Source organism: Brevibacillus sp. FSL L8-0520 (assembly GCF_037963895.1).
Classification (GTDB): domain Bacteria; phylum Bacillota; class Bacilli; order Brevibacillales; family Brevibacillaceae; genus Brevibacillus; species Brevibacillus borstelensis.
Map to the genome: position 1 here is coordinate 3,847,361 of NZ_CP150171.1, position 14,235 is coordinate 3,861,595.

Consider the following 14,235-nt stretch of genomic DNA (forward strand, 5'->3'; position numbering starts at 1 on the left):
CCTCGCTTAGCCAGATTTGATTTTCGGATTCAGATAGCGGTACATCGAGTCGACGCTGAAATTCATCGTAGCCACGATCAGCGCCAGGATAACGACACATGCCTGCACCAGCGGATAGTCAGCCGTGTAGATCGCCTTGACGACCAGTTGTCCGACTCCCGGCCAGGCAAAGACGGTCTCCGTCACGACGGCTCCGCCCAGCAGCTTCCCGATCTGAAACCCGATGACCGTAATGATCGGGATCGCCGCATTTTTCAAGGCATGCTTATAAATGACCACCTTCTCTGCAAGCCCCTTGGAACGGGCGGTCCGGATGTAATCCTGCTGCAGCACCTCAAGCATGCTGGAGCGGACGATCCGGAGCGTTGTCGGAGCGACCCACACCGCGAGCGTAAAGGCCGGCATGATCAAATGGGCAAACGTCCCTCTCCCTGAAACGGGCAGCCAGTGGAGCTTCACCCCAAACAGGAGCATCAGCATGATCCCGGTCCAGAAGATCGGCATCGACTGTCCGAGAAAAACGGCGACGGTCACGAGGTTTTCCGACAGAGAGTTGCGGTTGACCGCCGAGTAGATGCCCAGTGGAATGGCGATGACAATGCTGAGCAGAGTCGCAAACAGCGTCAGCTCCAGCGTGGCCGGAATTCTCTCCAAAACGACATCGAGCGAGGGCTGGTGGAATTTGAGCGACTTGCCGAAATCCCCCTGGACAGCTTGCACCAGGAAGTTGACGTATTGCTCGGAAAGCGGTCTGTCAAAGCCCATCTGATGGCGAAATGCATCGATCTCCTCCTGGGTTGCCTCCGGCGGCAGCATCAGGAGCACAGGGTCCCCCGATAAATGGATGAGAAAAAATGCGATTGTCGAGATGCCAAACAAGACGAGGACAATCCGCAAGCATTGCTTCCATAATCCTCCCATTGCACTTCCCTCCTTTCCGGTAGATGAAGGGGGAGAATCTCCCCCCGGCTATTCCTTGAAGTCAATTTCATAGGCGTAAATGCGTTCATCCGCCCTCGCCTGGAACTGCAGCTTCGCATTGTACGCCTGGTTGTCCATCGGCGAGAACAGGAAAATCCACGGCGCTTCCTTGTAAATCAATTGCTGTGCCTGACTGTAAAGCGCTTTGCGCTTGTCCTGGTCGACAGACGAGCGCGCTTCGTTTATCAATGCATCCAGTTGTGGCGTGTTGAAGTACTTGCCGTATACTCCCTTGCTGTCAAACATCGGCTGAAGAATCGCATCCGCATCGTAAACGGAGTAGCTGCCCCAATGGCCCAGGCGGAACGGCAGATCGCCCGCCCGCTGTTTTTCCACAAACGAGCTGGATTCAGGGTAAAATTTTGCTTTCGCCTTGATGCCGACCTTGCTTAGATCAGAAATGACGGCATCTGTGATCTGCTGGCCGATCCCCGGCGTAAAGTAATGGATTTCCGTCTCAAAACCGTTTTCGTACCCCGCCTCCTTCAGCAAGCTCTTTGCCTTTTCCGGATCGTACGGATACGGCTTGATGCTCTCGTCAAATCCAAAGTGATTGGGGTTCACTCCCGCTGGTGTACGCACAGCCTTGTCGGCCAGCACTTTTTTCACAATCGTGTCAATGTCCACTGCGTAGTTCATCGCTTGTCTTACGCGGGCGTCGTCAAACGGCTTTTTCTTCGTGTCAAAGGCCATATAGTAGACCCGCAAGAGAGGTGTCGAAGTGACAGCGAGCTGCGGGTTGCCCTCGAGCTGGGCGAGCATGTCCGGCGGCACCATGCGAATGATGTCCACGCCTCCGCTCTGCAGCTCCGCGATCTGCGTCGCTACCTCGGGAATGACGCGGAAGCTGACCTTCTTGATCTTCGGTGCGCCTTTGAAGTAATTTTCGTTCGCTTCCAGAACGATCTTGTCTCCCTTGACCCACTCTGCAAATTTGTACGGTCCCGTCCCCACCGGCTTTTGCGCGAATTCCTGGTCCCCCACCTCCTGTACGTATTTCGGCGGGACGATGCTGAGGTAGAACAAGCGATGCGGCAGCAAGTTGTACGGCTCCTTTGTCTTGATTTCCACCGTGTACGGATCGAGTACATTCACGGCAGAAATGGCGCTGATGTTGCCGCGCTGCGGGCTTTTTTGCTTTTCATTCAGCACCCGCTCCAGAGAAAACTTGACCGCGTCTGCATTGAATTCCTCTCCATTGTGAAAGGTAACGCCTTGACGCAGCTTGAAAATCCACGTCGTGTCATCCTTTTGTTCATAGCTCTCCGCAAGCCCCGGCTCGATTTTCAAATCGCGGGACAGAAAGAGCAGCGAGTCGAAAATATGCCAGTTGGTCGTGATCGCATTCGGCTCATTGTGCATGTGCGGGTCCATCGTCGGAACGTCGGAGTCAAACGCTACAACCAATTCTTTTTGTCCCCCTGTACCGGATGAGGACTGGGAACAGCCGCTCAGTCCAAGCGCAAGGACCAACAAGACCGCCCACAAACCAGACAACCATTTCTTCTTCATGCAAACCCCTCTCTCTTTTTAATATTTTGAATTGGCAGTCTATTTATCGCAAAAAAGAAGAAGCGCTCTCCTCCTTTTTGAGATCGGAAACTATTCCTCGAAAGTGCCCCAGTTGGAATAAAGCTGCTCCAACTGTTTCATTCTCGTCTGGTTGTTCGCGCCGCATTTCTCTTCAATTCCGGCAAGCAGCAGATTTAACAGATTGATGACAGATGCATTGGAGTAATGGCCGGATTCGATATTGATGTCAGTCGTGAACGCGATGTCGGAGATGCGGCTGACCGGAGACAAGAGCCGATCCGTAGCGGCGATAATCTTCGCTCCCATCCGCTTGCTTGCTTCCGCCACCCGGATGCTGTCCTTCGTGTAGCGCGGAAAGGAGATGACCATGACGACTGATTTTTCCGTGAGACTGACGATTCTCTCCTCCGTCTCGCCGCTGAAGGGAATAAGGAGCACATTCTTGCGGATCATCCCGAGCATGAAAGTAAACCAGTGGGCCGCCGCATAGGACGCACGATACCCGACGACCAGCACCTGATCCGCCTCCAGCAGCCAGTCCACTGCTCTCCAGACGTCTTGCTGGTTAAGCTGGTGCAGCGTTTGCCTCAGGATGACAATGTCCCGTTCGATAACCCGTGTAAAAATGTTCGGTTCCTCTCCCGCTTGCGGCGCGGGCTCTGCATACCGGGAAGAGCTGCTTTCCAGAACGTACTGCTGGATCGCCGCCTGCATGTCGGAAAAACCTCTGAATCCGAGCGCATAAGCAAAACGGATCACGGTCGTTTCGCTGACATCTGCTTCCCTGCCGATCTGTACAGCTGTATAGAAGGCTACCTTCTCGATGTTCTCCAGCAGGTACTCGGCTACTTTTTTCTGTCCGGAAGACAACTGGGTAAACGATTCCTTGACGAGCTGTTCAAAAGACATGGATCCACTCCCATCCCAGGATTTGCAGAATGAATTACTTCATAGAACTATTCTTGGTGCAGAAATTCCTTCAAAAGAGATTATCCTATTTATACCACGAACTAGTTATGCGTCAAAGAGCTAAAGATAAAATTTTCAGAAAAATATTTTTGCATGCAAAAAAAGAAAGCCCCGGCAAGAGCTTTCTTTTTACAAATTTTGTGTAATTGGACTTAGCGCAACCTTTTGACAAATGACACGTATTGATATAGTAGAGATTACAAGACGCGTTTAGCAGTAACGAATCTTCTTTCCCACGAAGTCCCCTTGAACGTAGAGAACGTTACCCCGGGTTTTCCGTAGGTATGTAACAGCTTGTTATTGCCGGCGTAGATGGCTACATGTGTGATGCGCGTGGATTTTGTATACTGGCTCGCTTTGAAGAAGATCAGGTCTCCCTTTTTCAGGTTGCTTTTCGCAATCTTCTTTCCTACCTTCGCTTGGGCACGAGAAGTACGCGGAAGAGATTTCCCTACGGCTTTCTTGTAAACTCGCTGCACAAATGACGAGCAGTCAAACGTGCGAGTCGTGCTGCTTTTGGAGCCGAATTTATACGGGGTACCAAGGTATTGCTTCCCTGTATTGATAACTTTGTCGGCACGGGACTGACTCCATGCTGCTTCCGCTACTTCGTGGTTTCCTGGCATTGGTGCTACGATTCCGGTAAAGCCCAGAGCGGACCCTAGTAGAATTCCTACGAGTAATTTGCGAAGTTTCATGCTGTTCATCCTCCCTATTTGTCAACAAATTGGCTGACTATTCGCTTGCCATTTACTCTATCATCGCCCCACAGCTTGTTAAATTCCCAAAATCTTTCCACCTCAGCCAAACGCAAATGGCCCGTATTTCCAGTTGACACATTCGTTCCCATAGCGGCGGGAATCTCGTCAAATTTTCAGTCAATTATCTCCCCATCATCTACCAATATTCCGGTCCAATTTTTGCCTGCGGAAAATCGGGATTTTATATGTATTTTGCGACTTATGGCCTATTTCACCTCATAGATTTTCCCATTTGATACGCAGGCTCGCAGGTCAAAAATGGAACTGGTCTATTTGGATGATTTGCATGCTTGCAACCTGTCCCGACACGGCGTAAAGTAATAGGAGCTATGTTTGAAGGAGGTTCCTATGCGACTGCGTAACATTCCAGGTGCCGAAGAAGCCCTGCGCGAATATCCCACCTTTGTGGACAACCCTGCCGGCATGAAAGGACGCTGGAAGGAACGGTTCGGAAACGATCATCCGATCCATATCGAGATTGGCTGCGGCAAAGGCCGTTTTATCAACACCTTGGCCGAGAGGCACCCTGACATCAACTTCATTGCAATTGAATTGAAGGCGGAGGTTGTTCTCCGTGCCGCACAGCGTACCGAGAAGCGCGAGATTCCCAATCTGGCTTTCGTCCAGTACAACGCTGCGCTGCTTCCCGACCTGTTCGGTGCTGAAGAAGTCTCCCGCATCTATCTGAACTTCAGCGATCCCTGGCCGAAAACCCGTCATGCGAAACGCCGCCTGACCTATGCCAGCTTCCTGAATACGTACAAGCAGGTATTGAAGAAAAACGGGGAGATTCACCTGAAAACGGACAACGAGAAGCTGTTTGAATTCTCGCTGAATCAGTTTTCAAACGAACGTTTTCAATTGCGCAACATCACTTTTGATCTGCACCAATCGGCGCTGGCCGAGGAAAACGTGATGACGGAATACGAAGAGCGATTCTCTTCCCGCGGTCAACGAATCTATCGGACCGAAGCGATTTTTCGCAGCTAATAGTGAAAAGGGGCAGTCTGGATGATAACCAGGCTGCCCCTCTTTATATGGCAGAGCGATATGGCGTTTGGAGCATAACTCTTAAAATGCTATAATGGAAGCAATTTTCCATTTTATGCAGAGAAAAGGAGAGAAGACATGCATACTATTGGAGTCCCTACGCTTGTTACGTTCATTCCCGTGCTGATCACGCTGGCATCGTTCGGATTTATTCTATACTTTCTGATTTGTATCATCCGGTTTATGAAGGACAAGACGAAAAACGATCAGGCGCGAAACGAGAAACTGGACATGCTCATCCACTTGCTCAAGGAACGGTCCAGCAAAGAGTAGCCGTTAGTGCCGCTTCCCCATAGGCGAGGATCTGCTCATAAGGGAGCATCTACCTATCCCCGAAAGGATGTATGAAGATGAAACACGAGATTCTCACGCTCTTTCGTGAATCCGGACTTGACGCTTACGCCGACAAATTCGAGCCGTTGATCCGCCCATCTTACCGAATATTCACACAGAAAGTCCCGGACGAGCATGCACTCCCCTCTGGCGCTTCCAAAATCGGCGGCATGCCGGATCTACCGGCCGGGGAGAGTTGGCCGTACTGGAGGTCCTATCCGCTCTCCTTTATCGCCCAAATCAATCTCGCCGAGCTGCCGCCGCTGGCTGACCCGATCTTGCCCAAGCAGGGCCTGCTGCTGTTTTTCTACGCCGCATCCGCCATGTATGGAGTCAAAGGTTTTTACGATACCCATCAAACGGCAAAGGTTCTTTACGTACCTGATACTGCCGGTATCGAATTGATTCGTACAGCGCCGCCCGAAGAGCTGGAGGATTGCGATCCCGAAGCCGTCTTCTCCCCCGCCTCCGTATCGTTTTTAACAGAATGGACGATTCCTCCCGGAGAGTCGGCAGACATCGCCGGGCTTGGCATGAGCTGGAGCACTAACCGGGAGGATTATGATCTGTATTGGGATGTTTTCGGCAGACGCTTCGACGAGAAATTTCAGCATCCCGATGATATGAAAAACCGTCTGCTGGGCTGCCCCGACGCGATGCAGGGAGACATGCAGGTCCACTGCGTTCGCCTGCTTGAGGGTGCAGACCGGAAAAGCGAGGAGGATTTGCTGGCCCGCGCTTCGCAGTGGCGTCTTTTGTTCCAGGTGGATTCGGAAGACGACAAAACCGGCATGATGTGGGAAGACGTGGGCCGACTCTACTTCTGGATTGAGCAGGACGCACTGGAGCGGCTTGATTTTTCTCGCGTGGTTTGCGACGTGCAGGGCGGTTGAATTTGCAGCATGTTTATGTTTTAATCCGGTTTTGTTTCCTCCAAGAACGCTTTGCGATTCTCCAAAAACCTTCTCGTCAACTGGTAATGTTCCGTCTCTTCGTAGCGAACTTCCGCCAGCGGCGATTCGTCAAAGCTTAGAATCGTCGCTCCGGGAAAGCCCATCAGGATCGGCGAATGTGTCGCGATGAGAAATTGCGCCCCCTCTTTCACCAAATCCATCATGAGGTACAGAAAGGCTAGCTGCCGCATCGGGGACAATGCCGCCTCCGGCTCGTCCAAAAGGTAAATGCCCTTTCCGTTGAAACGGTTTGCAAACAGCGAAAGAAACGACTCCCCGTGCGACTGCTCGTGCAGGGAACGGCCGCCGTACGCACGGTAACCGTTTGGCTCGATGCGCTCTGCCTCGTCGATATGGCTGGCAAACTGATAAAAGCTCTCCGCCCTGAGGAAAAATCCGTCCGTCATTTTCGGCATCCAGGAAAGGCGGATATAATCACCCAATGCCGCTTCCGCCCGATCGACGTGGTAGGAGTTCGCGCGTGAGCCTCCGGCCGTATGAAACCCGCATTGATACGCAATTGCTTCCAGCAAAGTGGACTTTCCTGAGCCGTTCTCCCCTGCCAAAAACGTGACACTGCTTGTCAGATCGATGCGCTCCAGCTCCCGGTAGGCAGGCAGTGAAAACGGATAGCCTGTCTTTGTCAAAAAGCGTTCTCTCAGCAAGTAGATGGTTCGCAGATAGATCATTTTCTCGCCCCCTCTCACCATTTTCCCTGAACTGGCCGATATTTCCAATAGGGAGGGTTTTTCGTGAACAAGGTTCAATTTCTCCAGGAAAAAAGTTCATACCATATTACATATCCAGATCGGACCGACCTTTCCTTCTATCGCTGGTTCACTGAAAACCATCCAGACCTGGCTGTAGGGTGGTACCACCTGGGAATGGAACGGGAGCGCCTGGGAAACGAGGACCAGGCTCTGGAGGCGTATCGGCACGGGCTGCACCTGCCTGCCGATGATTTCTCGGAGCAGCTCCGGGATGCGTATCATGATTTGCTGCGGAAACGTCGAAGGACCATGTGGAAGCGAACAACGCGCCTTTTGCTCGCCTCCCTGCTTTTTTTATTCGGACAGTTTGTCTATTCGCCAAGTCCGCTCACCGAGCCGAAGGAGAGCGCCTCCCCGGAGAGTGTTGTGCCTGCTCACCTGCAGCGGCCCCATGTCGAAGTGATTGCGGTCCCGGGAAATGTGAGCCGCTCGCAATTGCGGAGTCAAGTCGAAGCCTATGCGGCCGCAAGACGTCCCTCCTTGAAGCAGCCGTACATCGTGCTGGCTGTTCCTGAGGTGGCTGGAGCACCGCTGTTTACTCCGCTTCTGTTTTATCGGCCTGCTGAGGTGCGCGGCCTGTTGCGTTACGACCCTGTCAGCCGGACGGTACTGCAGGACGTCTGGTTCGATCAGGCTTGCGATTGTCTGGACAAGCCTGCCGTGCAAAATGCCCGGTCGGCCTTGGCAGAGGAACAGCGGGCACTGGAGCAGGTGCTGATATTGCGGAATGCGCTGTACCGTACGTATCAGCAAAAAGGCTACCTGCCTGAATCACTGGACCGTCTCGCCGGTTCGTACCCGGCCAACTCGCTGCCGGAGGTGCCTGTCCCGACTCCCGCGAGCGGTCTGACGGCCTGGCCGTACTATCCTGCTCTTTTTCGCCCGGAATCGGCCTGGGAAAGCATGCAGAACGTCCTTCCCTTGCAGGGCTACCCCGAGCCTTTCATCCCGCTTCAGCCCTTGCAGATTCAGGTTCATCAGGCTGGGCACACGATGACGCTTGCCAGCGGCCCGCACGTCGTCAGACGATATCCGATCGGCATCGGAAAAAACGGCAGCACGCCGGAGGGGTATTTTACGATTCAAAAAAAGATAAACCGCCCCGAGGGTCATGACCATATATACGGTTCACGCGGCCTCGTATTTCAGTCGGACGGCTATGCGATTCACGGCACCAATCAGCCTGACAGCATCGGAAAATCTATGTCGCTGGGCTGTATCCGCCTGCACAATCCGGATGTCGAGGAGCTGTACACATTCGCCGCGACAGGAACTGAGGTCATCATCTCCGACCGAACACCGCCCGTATCGCAATGGGCTAATCCGGGCCCTTACGTCCTGGCGGCAGGGCCGGAGGAAGAGACACGCGGGGTCACCTATCATTGGCTTCATTGAGTAGGACGGGGCTTGCATGGGAATGTTACGCTGCAAATATTGGGAGGAAAAGCGAAAGCCGTTTCCCAAAGCAGCGATTTCAAGAAGTGTTTCAGAGGTTGGACGCTGAGAAAAGTATAAGAGCCAACCGATTCCTTGTAGAGTAGAGAACTGAAACTTTCGGGCGACCGTATGGTCGCCTTGCTCATTTCAGCTCCCCCTCATCAAACCGTACGTGAGGTTTTCCCTCATACGGCTTTCCGATGTTCTTCTTTCTTTGGCATTCGGCTTACTTTATCCGGCTAATTTCAATAAACTACCCTGCGTGTTTTGTATGACCTTCAGCTTTCCGGCATGTTTATTCCGCTTGCTTCTTTTCTTGTTGCAGAAGATTGTAAGGCGTTCAATCACATACCAGTCTATCCGTCTTGCCCATCGTTTGGCGATGGGCGAGATGAAGTAGTAGTTCTTGAACCCCCTTAGCTTGCGATTTAGCCCTTTCACTAGCTCTTCTAGAGACAGAAACAGTTTGTTCCTTGGTGCAGTGTATTCCTTAATTTTACGTCTCATTTCCTTCATTGCTTTCTTAGCTGGTACATGAGACATAGCAAATACCTTGCTCCCCCCTTTGTTGAACACGGGGAATTTGCGATGGTGCAGCCCAAGAAAGTCAAACCCAGTGGAATTGTCCCAAATATTAACGAGTCTAGATTTCTCTTTACTGAGACTAAGCTCCAGCTTGTTTAGAATAGCCATCAGCACTTGAATGCTTTCCAATGCTTCTTGTTTGGTTCTGCACATGATAACGAAGTCATCCGCATAGCGGATAAGTGTGCCAAGATGGGAGAATTGATTTTCCCAAATGGTGTCCATGTAGTTTAGATAGATGTTTGAAAGAAGAGGCGAGATTACCCCTCCTTGCGGAGTTCCCAGTTCTGTTTCATGGAATTGATCATTTTCCATGACCCCAGCCTGCAGCCATTGTCGGATAAGTTTCAGAACACGTCTGTCGCTGATTCTCATTTCGACCAGTTTCATCAACTTCTCATGGTTGATGTTGTCGAAATACCCTTTAATGTCAACATCTACGACCCAATAACACCTCTTGCTTGCTTTGCGTATCTGTGCAATTGCCTGGTGAGCATTTCTTCCTGGCCGAAAGCCATAAGAACAGTCCCGAAAATCAGCTTCAAAGATCGGTTCAATGACTAGCTTAGTAGCCATTTGGACCACCCGATCCTTGATCGTCGGGATGCCGAGTGGACGTTTCTTGCCATCCGGTTTAGGGATGTAAGTTCGACGAACCGGATGTGGACGATACCGCTTTTCTTTTAAATCTAGATAGATCTCGTTAAGAAAACGGCTCTCCCCATACTCCTCCACAATCTGTGCGATGGATTGTCCGTCGATTCCTCCGCTCCCTTTATTTGCTTTTACTCTCCTCCAAGCTGTCGCTAGAATATCCGGGCGGTAGATTTTGTCATACAAGGCATGAAATCGCCGTTTTGAGTTTGCCTTGGCACAAAGATATAGGGTTGTCCAAAGTTGTCGAGCTTTTACATCGGTGTAGTTAGCAAGTTTACTTGCATTCACTCACTCTTACCTCCTTCGACCCGTGAACAAAGCAGGGCTCCTTCCCTCCATAAGGTTGTGTTGTCCTTATGTTCATCGGTACTATGAACCCCTCCGACTCCCTCTCTGCCATCCACCACTTCCCTTACGGTTATAGGTTTCCGTTTTACGCTCCTGACGGGGCGTGCAGAGTAGGGTCTCCCCAGTTCCGTTAACTACTTTCTCAACATACCGCTCCCCATACCCCGAGGGATTCATAGGTGCTGTATTCCAAGTTCTCCACACCGTCCTTGGCCTTCGCCCATATGAAACAAGCTCGGCTTCCCTTTGTCCACCTCTCGGTGGTCTTTCTTAACGAGGCTGCAGGATTCACTTTATGTTACGGCCTGCTGATTTGCTCGCACTCTTTCGAGTTACTTTGTCACAGGGCTTCAACCTTAGGATTTCTCCACCAGTTGCCTGTCAGCTACGAGGTGACTTGGCTCCTGCCTCGGTTGGACTTTCACCAACTAGCAATTAACGGCTTGCTGGGCACGCTCCACACAAAAAGACGCGCTCCCGTTGTGAGAGCGCGTACTTCATTTATAAGGATATTGCTTTTGTTGTTTATAAAGCTGCAACCAGTACTTATTCTTCCACGTTGCTAAGGGTTTCCTCCGGCTCGGTCTCTGGATGCCATTGATCCAGCACTTTGCCCTGCAGAACCTTGCCGGTGATGAATTCTACCTGCTGCTCGTTGAATTCATCCTTCCACTCGATCCCCAGCTCTTCCGCCAACCGAACGACTGTCAATAGCTCCGACCAAGCGACATAGCGTTTGTACCAGAAGAACTGCGGTTGCTCATTCATATATGGGTACAGGTCGTCAAAATCGGTGTGTTTACAGTCGAGAGCACGTTCAAAGTTCACTTTGGCACCACGTAGCTTTTCCCGGAAAAATACTTGTAAATTCTCCTGTGTGAAGTCTTTCATGGACAGTCCCTCCTGTCTCCCGATTTACATGTATTGTACCACGTGTGCCATGACGTGAAAATAGTTGTACGAGCGTCAATTGTTTGGAAGTGTCTGCATTCTAGCCGTTGAAACCGTCAGAACCCGGCTGCTGGCCCTGGTCGGGAGGAGGCGGCAGCTCGATTCCCTGGGGCGGAGACTGCGAGTCCCCCTCCCCAGGCGGTACAATGTCTGGCGGCGCCACAGGCGGCTGGCCATCCGGCTGTCCGTTGTTTCCGTTGCCGTTGTTTCCGCCATTACCGTTGCCTTGGCCGTTACCTCCGTTGCCATTGCCCTGTCCAGGCCACTCGCCGTTATCCATGCCTCCGTCAATCGGAATGTCACCGTCCTGCATCTGGCCATCATCATGATGCTCGCCTTCCCGCAAAAGGTTTTCCAGTTGGCTCATGTTTATTTCGGCGACGTTGGACGGCGTTTTCTCTTCGCCGTCCGCATCGCGCGGAACTACGATATATTTGTACATCGTCGGACCGTTCAGCGTATCTACATAGGACATTTCACGCAATCCCGATGCGACCTTCTCCCGGTTTTCCGGGTTGTCTGTGAACCGGTAAACATCATACGTGTAATCCGGGCTTCCGCCGATCCAACTGAGCACGACCTTCAGCTTATCTTCATCCAGCGTCATGTCGGCAGCGAGCTGCACAGGCAGGACTTCTTCTTTTTCTTCCTCCTGCTGCCTCTGGATACCGGCCGGAGGCTCAAAGCCGCGGGACTTGACGCCTTTCAGGCCTTCTCCCAGCACCATGGAGAACATTTTCGCGGTCAAACTGCTTCCTTGCCGCATCAAGTGCTGTTTGTCTTCAGGATCGAAGCCCATCCAGACGGCCCCTACGTACTCTGGCGTATAGCCGACGAACCATGCATCTTTGTTTACGCCGCTGTCTCCAGCGATGGACTGCGTCGTACCTGTCTTCCCGGCTACAGGGCGACCGGAGATTTTTGCCGCGCGTCCTGTACCTTCCTGGACGGCACGCTCCAGCATCGTGTGAACCTCCCATGCCGCTTCCGGCTTCAGTACCCGGTTTTCTTTCGCTTCAAAGACGTGTTCCACACCTGACCGCTTGTTTTCCAGCTTCTCGATGATATGCGCTTCGGCCATCACCCCGCCGTTGGCGAAGGTGGTGTACGCCTGGGCCATTTTCAGCGGGGAGGTACCTTTGCTCAATCCTCCGAGGGCGATGGCCAGGTTGCGGTCATCCGGCGACAGCTCAATGCCAAACTTCTCGATGTAGTTCATCCCCGTCTTCACGCTGATCTCGTTGAGCAGCCAGACGGCCGGGACGTTGTCGGAATTGATCAGCGCCCTCATCATGCTGATGGATTCGCTGTACTTTCCGTTGTAGTTGCGCGGCTCATAGCCGTTGAAGCTCTGGCGCTTGTTGGACAGCATAGAGTGCGCGTTCCATTTGTGGATGTCCGTATCGATTGCAGGCGCATAGACGGCAAGCGGCTTGAACGACGAACCTGGCTGACGGGCCATGTCTGTCGCGTAGTTAAAGCCCTTGGCCGTGTAATTGCGGCCGCCCATCAATGCGGCGATGCCTCCGTTCTTGGCGTCGACGACGACCATTGCAGACTCCACAGCACGCTTCGGTCCCGGTTTGGGGAAGTTCTTCTCGTTTGCGTACGCCTTGACCATCGCGTCCTGTATATTGGGCTCCAATGTCGTATAGACGGACCAGCCGCCGCGGTAAAGCTCTTCTTCTGTGACATTATAGCGGGCTTCTGCTTCCCGGAAGACGTAGTCGATAAATGCCCGATTTACGTTTTTTGAGCTATTTTCCGTTGTATTTTTATGCTCTTTTGGGAGTGGTTCCGCTTGCGCTTTTTCTTTTTGCTCATTCGTGATGTGCCCATCTTCGTACATTAATCGCAGAATGGTATCCCGTCTTTCCTTTGCCTTTTCCGGATTGGCAAATGGAGAATACGTAGACGGAGCTTTCGGTATGGCTGCGAGCATTGCTGCTTCTGAAATTGTTAGATCAGAAGGCTTTTTATCAAAGTATAATTTAGCTGCATCTCCTACACCGTACACGCCCTCTCCAAAGTAAATCTGATTCAAATACATCTCCAGAATCTGGTCTTTGGAGTAGTTGCGTTCCAGTGCAATAGCTATGCTTACTTCTTTCGTTTTTCTCCAAAATGTTTTTTCAAGAGAAAGGAACACTCTTCGAGCCAATTGCTGAGTAATCGTACTTCCTCCCTCAGCCAATGATCCTTTTTGAATATCATTGATAATGGCCCCGCCAATCCTAATCATGTCGATCCCTTTGTGTTCATAAAACCGTTTGTCTTCCACGGATAACAAAGCATCTATCAGCATTGGTGAAATTTGGCTAAAAGGAACGTAGTCACTATTTTTTTGTCTTACCAGGCTCATCATTTCTTTACCGTTTTTGTCATAAATAATGGACGGTTCAGCTTTCAGATCTTCGAGTTTCGTTGTATCGATCATTTTTTCCCCTGCATACAGCAGGGAGAAGTAGCCTCCAATAACGCTCAGAAACAAAAAAATGACAAAGGAAACGGCAAACAATAGCATCTTATTTTTCTTTTTAACCCGTTGTCTAGCCTTTGCTGCCATAATTGACCTCCTAGTTCTTTCTCTCCCACCTTTTTAGACGGATAGGAACAAAAAAAGTTTCCTGTCTACATTAGTCAGTATTTTTTTACTTCATGACTATGCAACAAAAAAATTTTTTAGGTAATAAATTCCTTGTTTAGCCAAGGGGAAGAAAAGTTTTACCTTGCAACTTGATTTTCTCAAATCAGATAGCAAGACTCGAATAGTTTAATCATAGTTCAATCATATTAAAATAGCTTATTGTATAGTAATTCCGTTTTCAACATATAGAAATAAACTCTAATGACTAGATTTGGCTAAGAAGCATGAATGTGAATGGAAGGTTGGGCTTGTGATCACCC

The 14,235-nt window shown here is 51.1% G+C and carries 12 protein-coding genes; 4 read left to right on the forward strand and 8 right to left on the reverse strand.

Annotated elements, in window-relative coordinates:
* Positions 1-6 precede the first annotated feature (6 nt).
* The 4 genes from NSQ24_RS19225 to NSQ24_RS19240 all read right to left on the reverse strand — a co-directional run bounded on the left by NSQ24_RS19225 (position 7) and on the right by NSQ24_RS19240 (position 4,181).
* Positions 7-921: an ABC transporter permease gene (locus NSQ24_RS19225; protein WP_003389088.1), complete on the reverse strand. Its 915-nt coding sequence runs from the start codon at positions 919-921 to the stop codon at positions 7-9.
* A 48-nt stretch (positions 922-969) separates the two neighbouring features.
* Positions 970-2,493: an ABC transporter substrate-binding protein gene (locus NSQ24_RS19230; RefSeq protein ID WP_052259732.1), complete on the reverse strand. Its 1,524-nt coding sequence runs from the start codon at positions 2,491-2,493 to the stop codon at positions 970-972.
* 90 nt (positions 2,494-2,583) lie between these two features.
* Positions 2,584-3,423 (reverse strand): MurR/RpiR family transcriptional regulator, encoded by an 840-nt coding sequence (locus tag NSQ24_RS19235; RefSeq protein ID WP_003389084.1) that lies wholly within the window; start codon positions 3,421-3,423, stop codon positions 2,584-2,586.
* Between the two features lie 257 nt (positions 3,424-3,680).
* A complete protein-coding gene (locus tag NSQ24_RS19240) occupies positions 3,681-4,181 on the reverse strand; it encodes a C40 family peptidase (RefSeq protein WP_003389082.1) in 501 nt (166 codons plus the stop codon).
* Positions 4,182-4,592: 411 nt separating this feature from the next.
* On the opposite strand from NSQ24_RS19240, the gene trmB reads away from it, so the two are divergent.
* The 3 genes from trmB (at position 4,593) to NSQ24_RS19255 (ending at position 6,520) form a co-directional block, all read left to right on the forward strand.
* Positions 4,593-5,234 carry a tRNA (guanosine(46)-N7)-methyltransferase TrmB gene (gene trmB, locus NSQ24_RS19245; protein ID WP_003389081.1) on the forward strand — a complete coding sequence of 214 codons (642 nt, stop codon included), beginning with the start codon at positions 4,593-4,595 and terminating at the stop codon, positions 5,232-5,234.
* 138 nt (positions 5,235-5,372) lie between these two features.
* Positions 5,373-5,567, forward strand: coding sequence for a hypothetical protein (locus tag NSQ24_RS19250; RefSeq protein ID WP_003389080.1), 195 nt, complete (start codon positions 5,373-5,375; stop codon positions 5,565-5,567).
* A gap of 77 nt (positions 5,568-5,644) precedes the next feature.
* Positions 5,645-6,520 (forward strand): YwqG family protein, encoded by an 876-nt coding sequence (locus tag NSQ24_RS19255; RefSeq protein ID WP_031933143.1) that lies wholly within the window; start codon positions 5,645-5,647, stop codon positions 6,518-6,520.
* A 20-nt stretch (positions 6,521-6,540) separates the two neighbouring features.
* Here the strand turns inward: NSQ24_RS19255 and NSQ24_RS19260 are convergent, their stop codons facing one another.
* Entirely contained in the window at positions 6,541-7,269 is a 729-nt protein-coding gene (locus NSQ24_RS19260; RefSeq protein WP_003389078.1) for an AAA family ATPase, read from the reverse strand.
* A 63-nt stretch (positions 7,270-7,332) separates the two neighbouring features.
* Between NSQ24_RS19260 and NSQ24_RS19265 the strand changes: the two genes are divergently transcribed.
* The gene (locus NSQ24_RS19265) at positions 7,333-8,745 is read left to right on the forward strand and encodes a L,D-transpeptidase family protein (RefSeq protein WP_339166405.1); all 1,413 of its coding nucleotides are present in this window, start codon (positions 7,333-7,335) and stop codon (positions 8,743-8,745) included.
* A gap of 273 nt (positions 8,746-9,018) precedes the next feature.
* Here NSQ24_RS19265 and ltrA read toward each other — a convergent pair whose 3' ends face one another.
* The 3 genes from ltrA to NSQ24_RS19280 form a co-directional block, all read right to left on the reverse strand.
* Positions 9,019-10,317, reverse strand: a complete 1,299-nt coding sequence (gene ltrA, locus NSQ24_RS19270) for a group II intron reverse transcriptase/maturase (protein ID WP_024985477.1) — start codon at positions 10,315-10,317, stop codon at positions 9,019-9,021.
* Positions 10,318-10,923: 606 nt separating this feature from the next.
* Positions 10,924-11,268, reverse strand: coding sequence for a hypothetical protein (locus tag NSQ24_RS19275; protein ID WP_003389074.1), 345 nt, complete (start codon positions 11,266-11,268; stop codon positions 10,924-10,926).
* A gap of 100 nt (positions 11,269-11,368) precedes the next feature.
* A complete protein-coding gene (locus NSQ24_RS19280; RefSeq protein WP_171506728.1) occupies positions 11,369-13,894 on the reverse strand; it encodes a PBP1A family penicillin-binding protein in 2,526 nt (841 codons plus the stop codon).
* Positions 13,895-14,235: the final 341 nt, after the last annotated feature.

Bases quoted from the DNA above. Each gene is read 5' to 3' on its own strand.
- NSQ24_RS19225 (WP_003389088.1), bottom strand. From the start codon at position 921: ATGGGAGGATTATGGAAGCAATGCTTGCGGATTGTCCTCGTCTTGTTT.
- NSQ24_RS19230 (WP_052259732.1), bottom strand. From the start codon at position 2,493: ATGAAGAAGAAATGGTTGTCTGGTTTGTGGGCGGTCTTGTTGGTCCTT.
- NSQ24_RS19235 (WP_003389084.1), bottom strand. From the start codon at position 3,423: ATGTCTTTTGAACAGCTCGTCAAGGAATCGTTTACCCAGTTGTCTTCC.
- NSQ24_RS19240 (WP_003389082.1), bottom strand. From the start codon at position 4,181: ATGAAACTTCGCAAATTACTCGTAGGAATTCTACTAGGGTCCGCTCTG.
- trmB (WP_003389081.1), top strand. From the start codon at position 4,593: ATGCGACTGCGTAACATTCCAGGTGCCGAAGAAGCCCTGCGCGAATAT.
- NSQ24_RS19250 (WP_003389080.1), top strand. From the start codon at position 5,373: ATGCATACTATTGGAGTCCCTACGCTTGTTACGTTCATTCCCGTGCTG.
- NSQ24_RS19255 (WP_031933143.1), top strand. From the start codon at position 5,645: ATGAAACACGAGATTCTCACGCTCTTTCGTGAATCCGGACTTGACGCT.
- NSQ24_RS19260 (WP_003389078.1), bottom strand. From the start codon at position 7,269: ATGATCTATCTGCGAACCATCTACTTGCTGAGAGAACGCTTTTTGACA.
- NSQ24_RS19275 (WP_003389074.1), bottom strand. From the start codon at position 11,268: ATGAAAGACTTCACACAGGAGAATTTACAAGTATTTTTCCGGGAAAAG.
- NSQ24_RS19280 (WP_171506728.1), bottom strand. From the start codon at position 13,894: ATGGCAGCAAAGGCTAGACAACGGGTTAAAAAGAAAAATAAGATGCTA.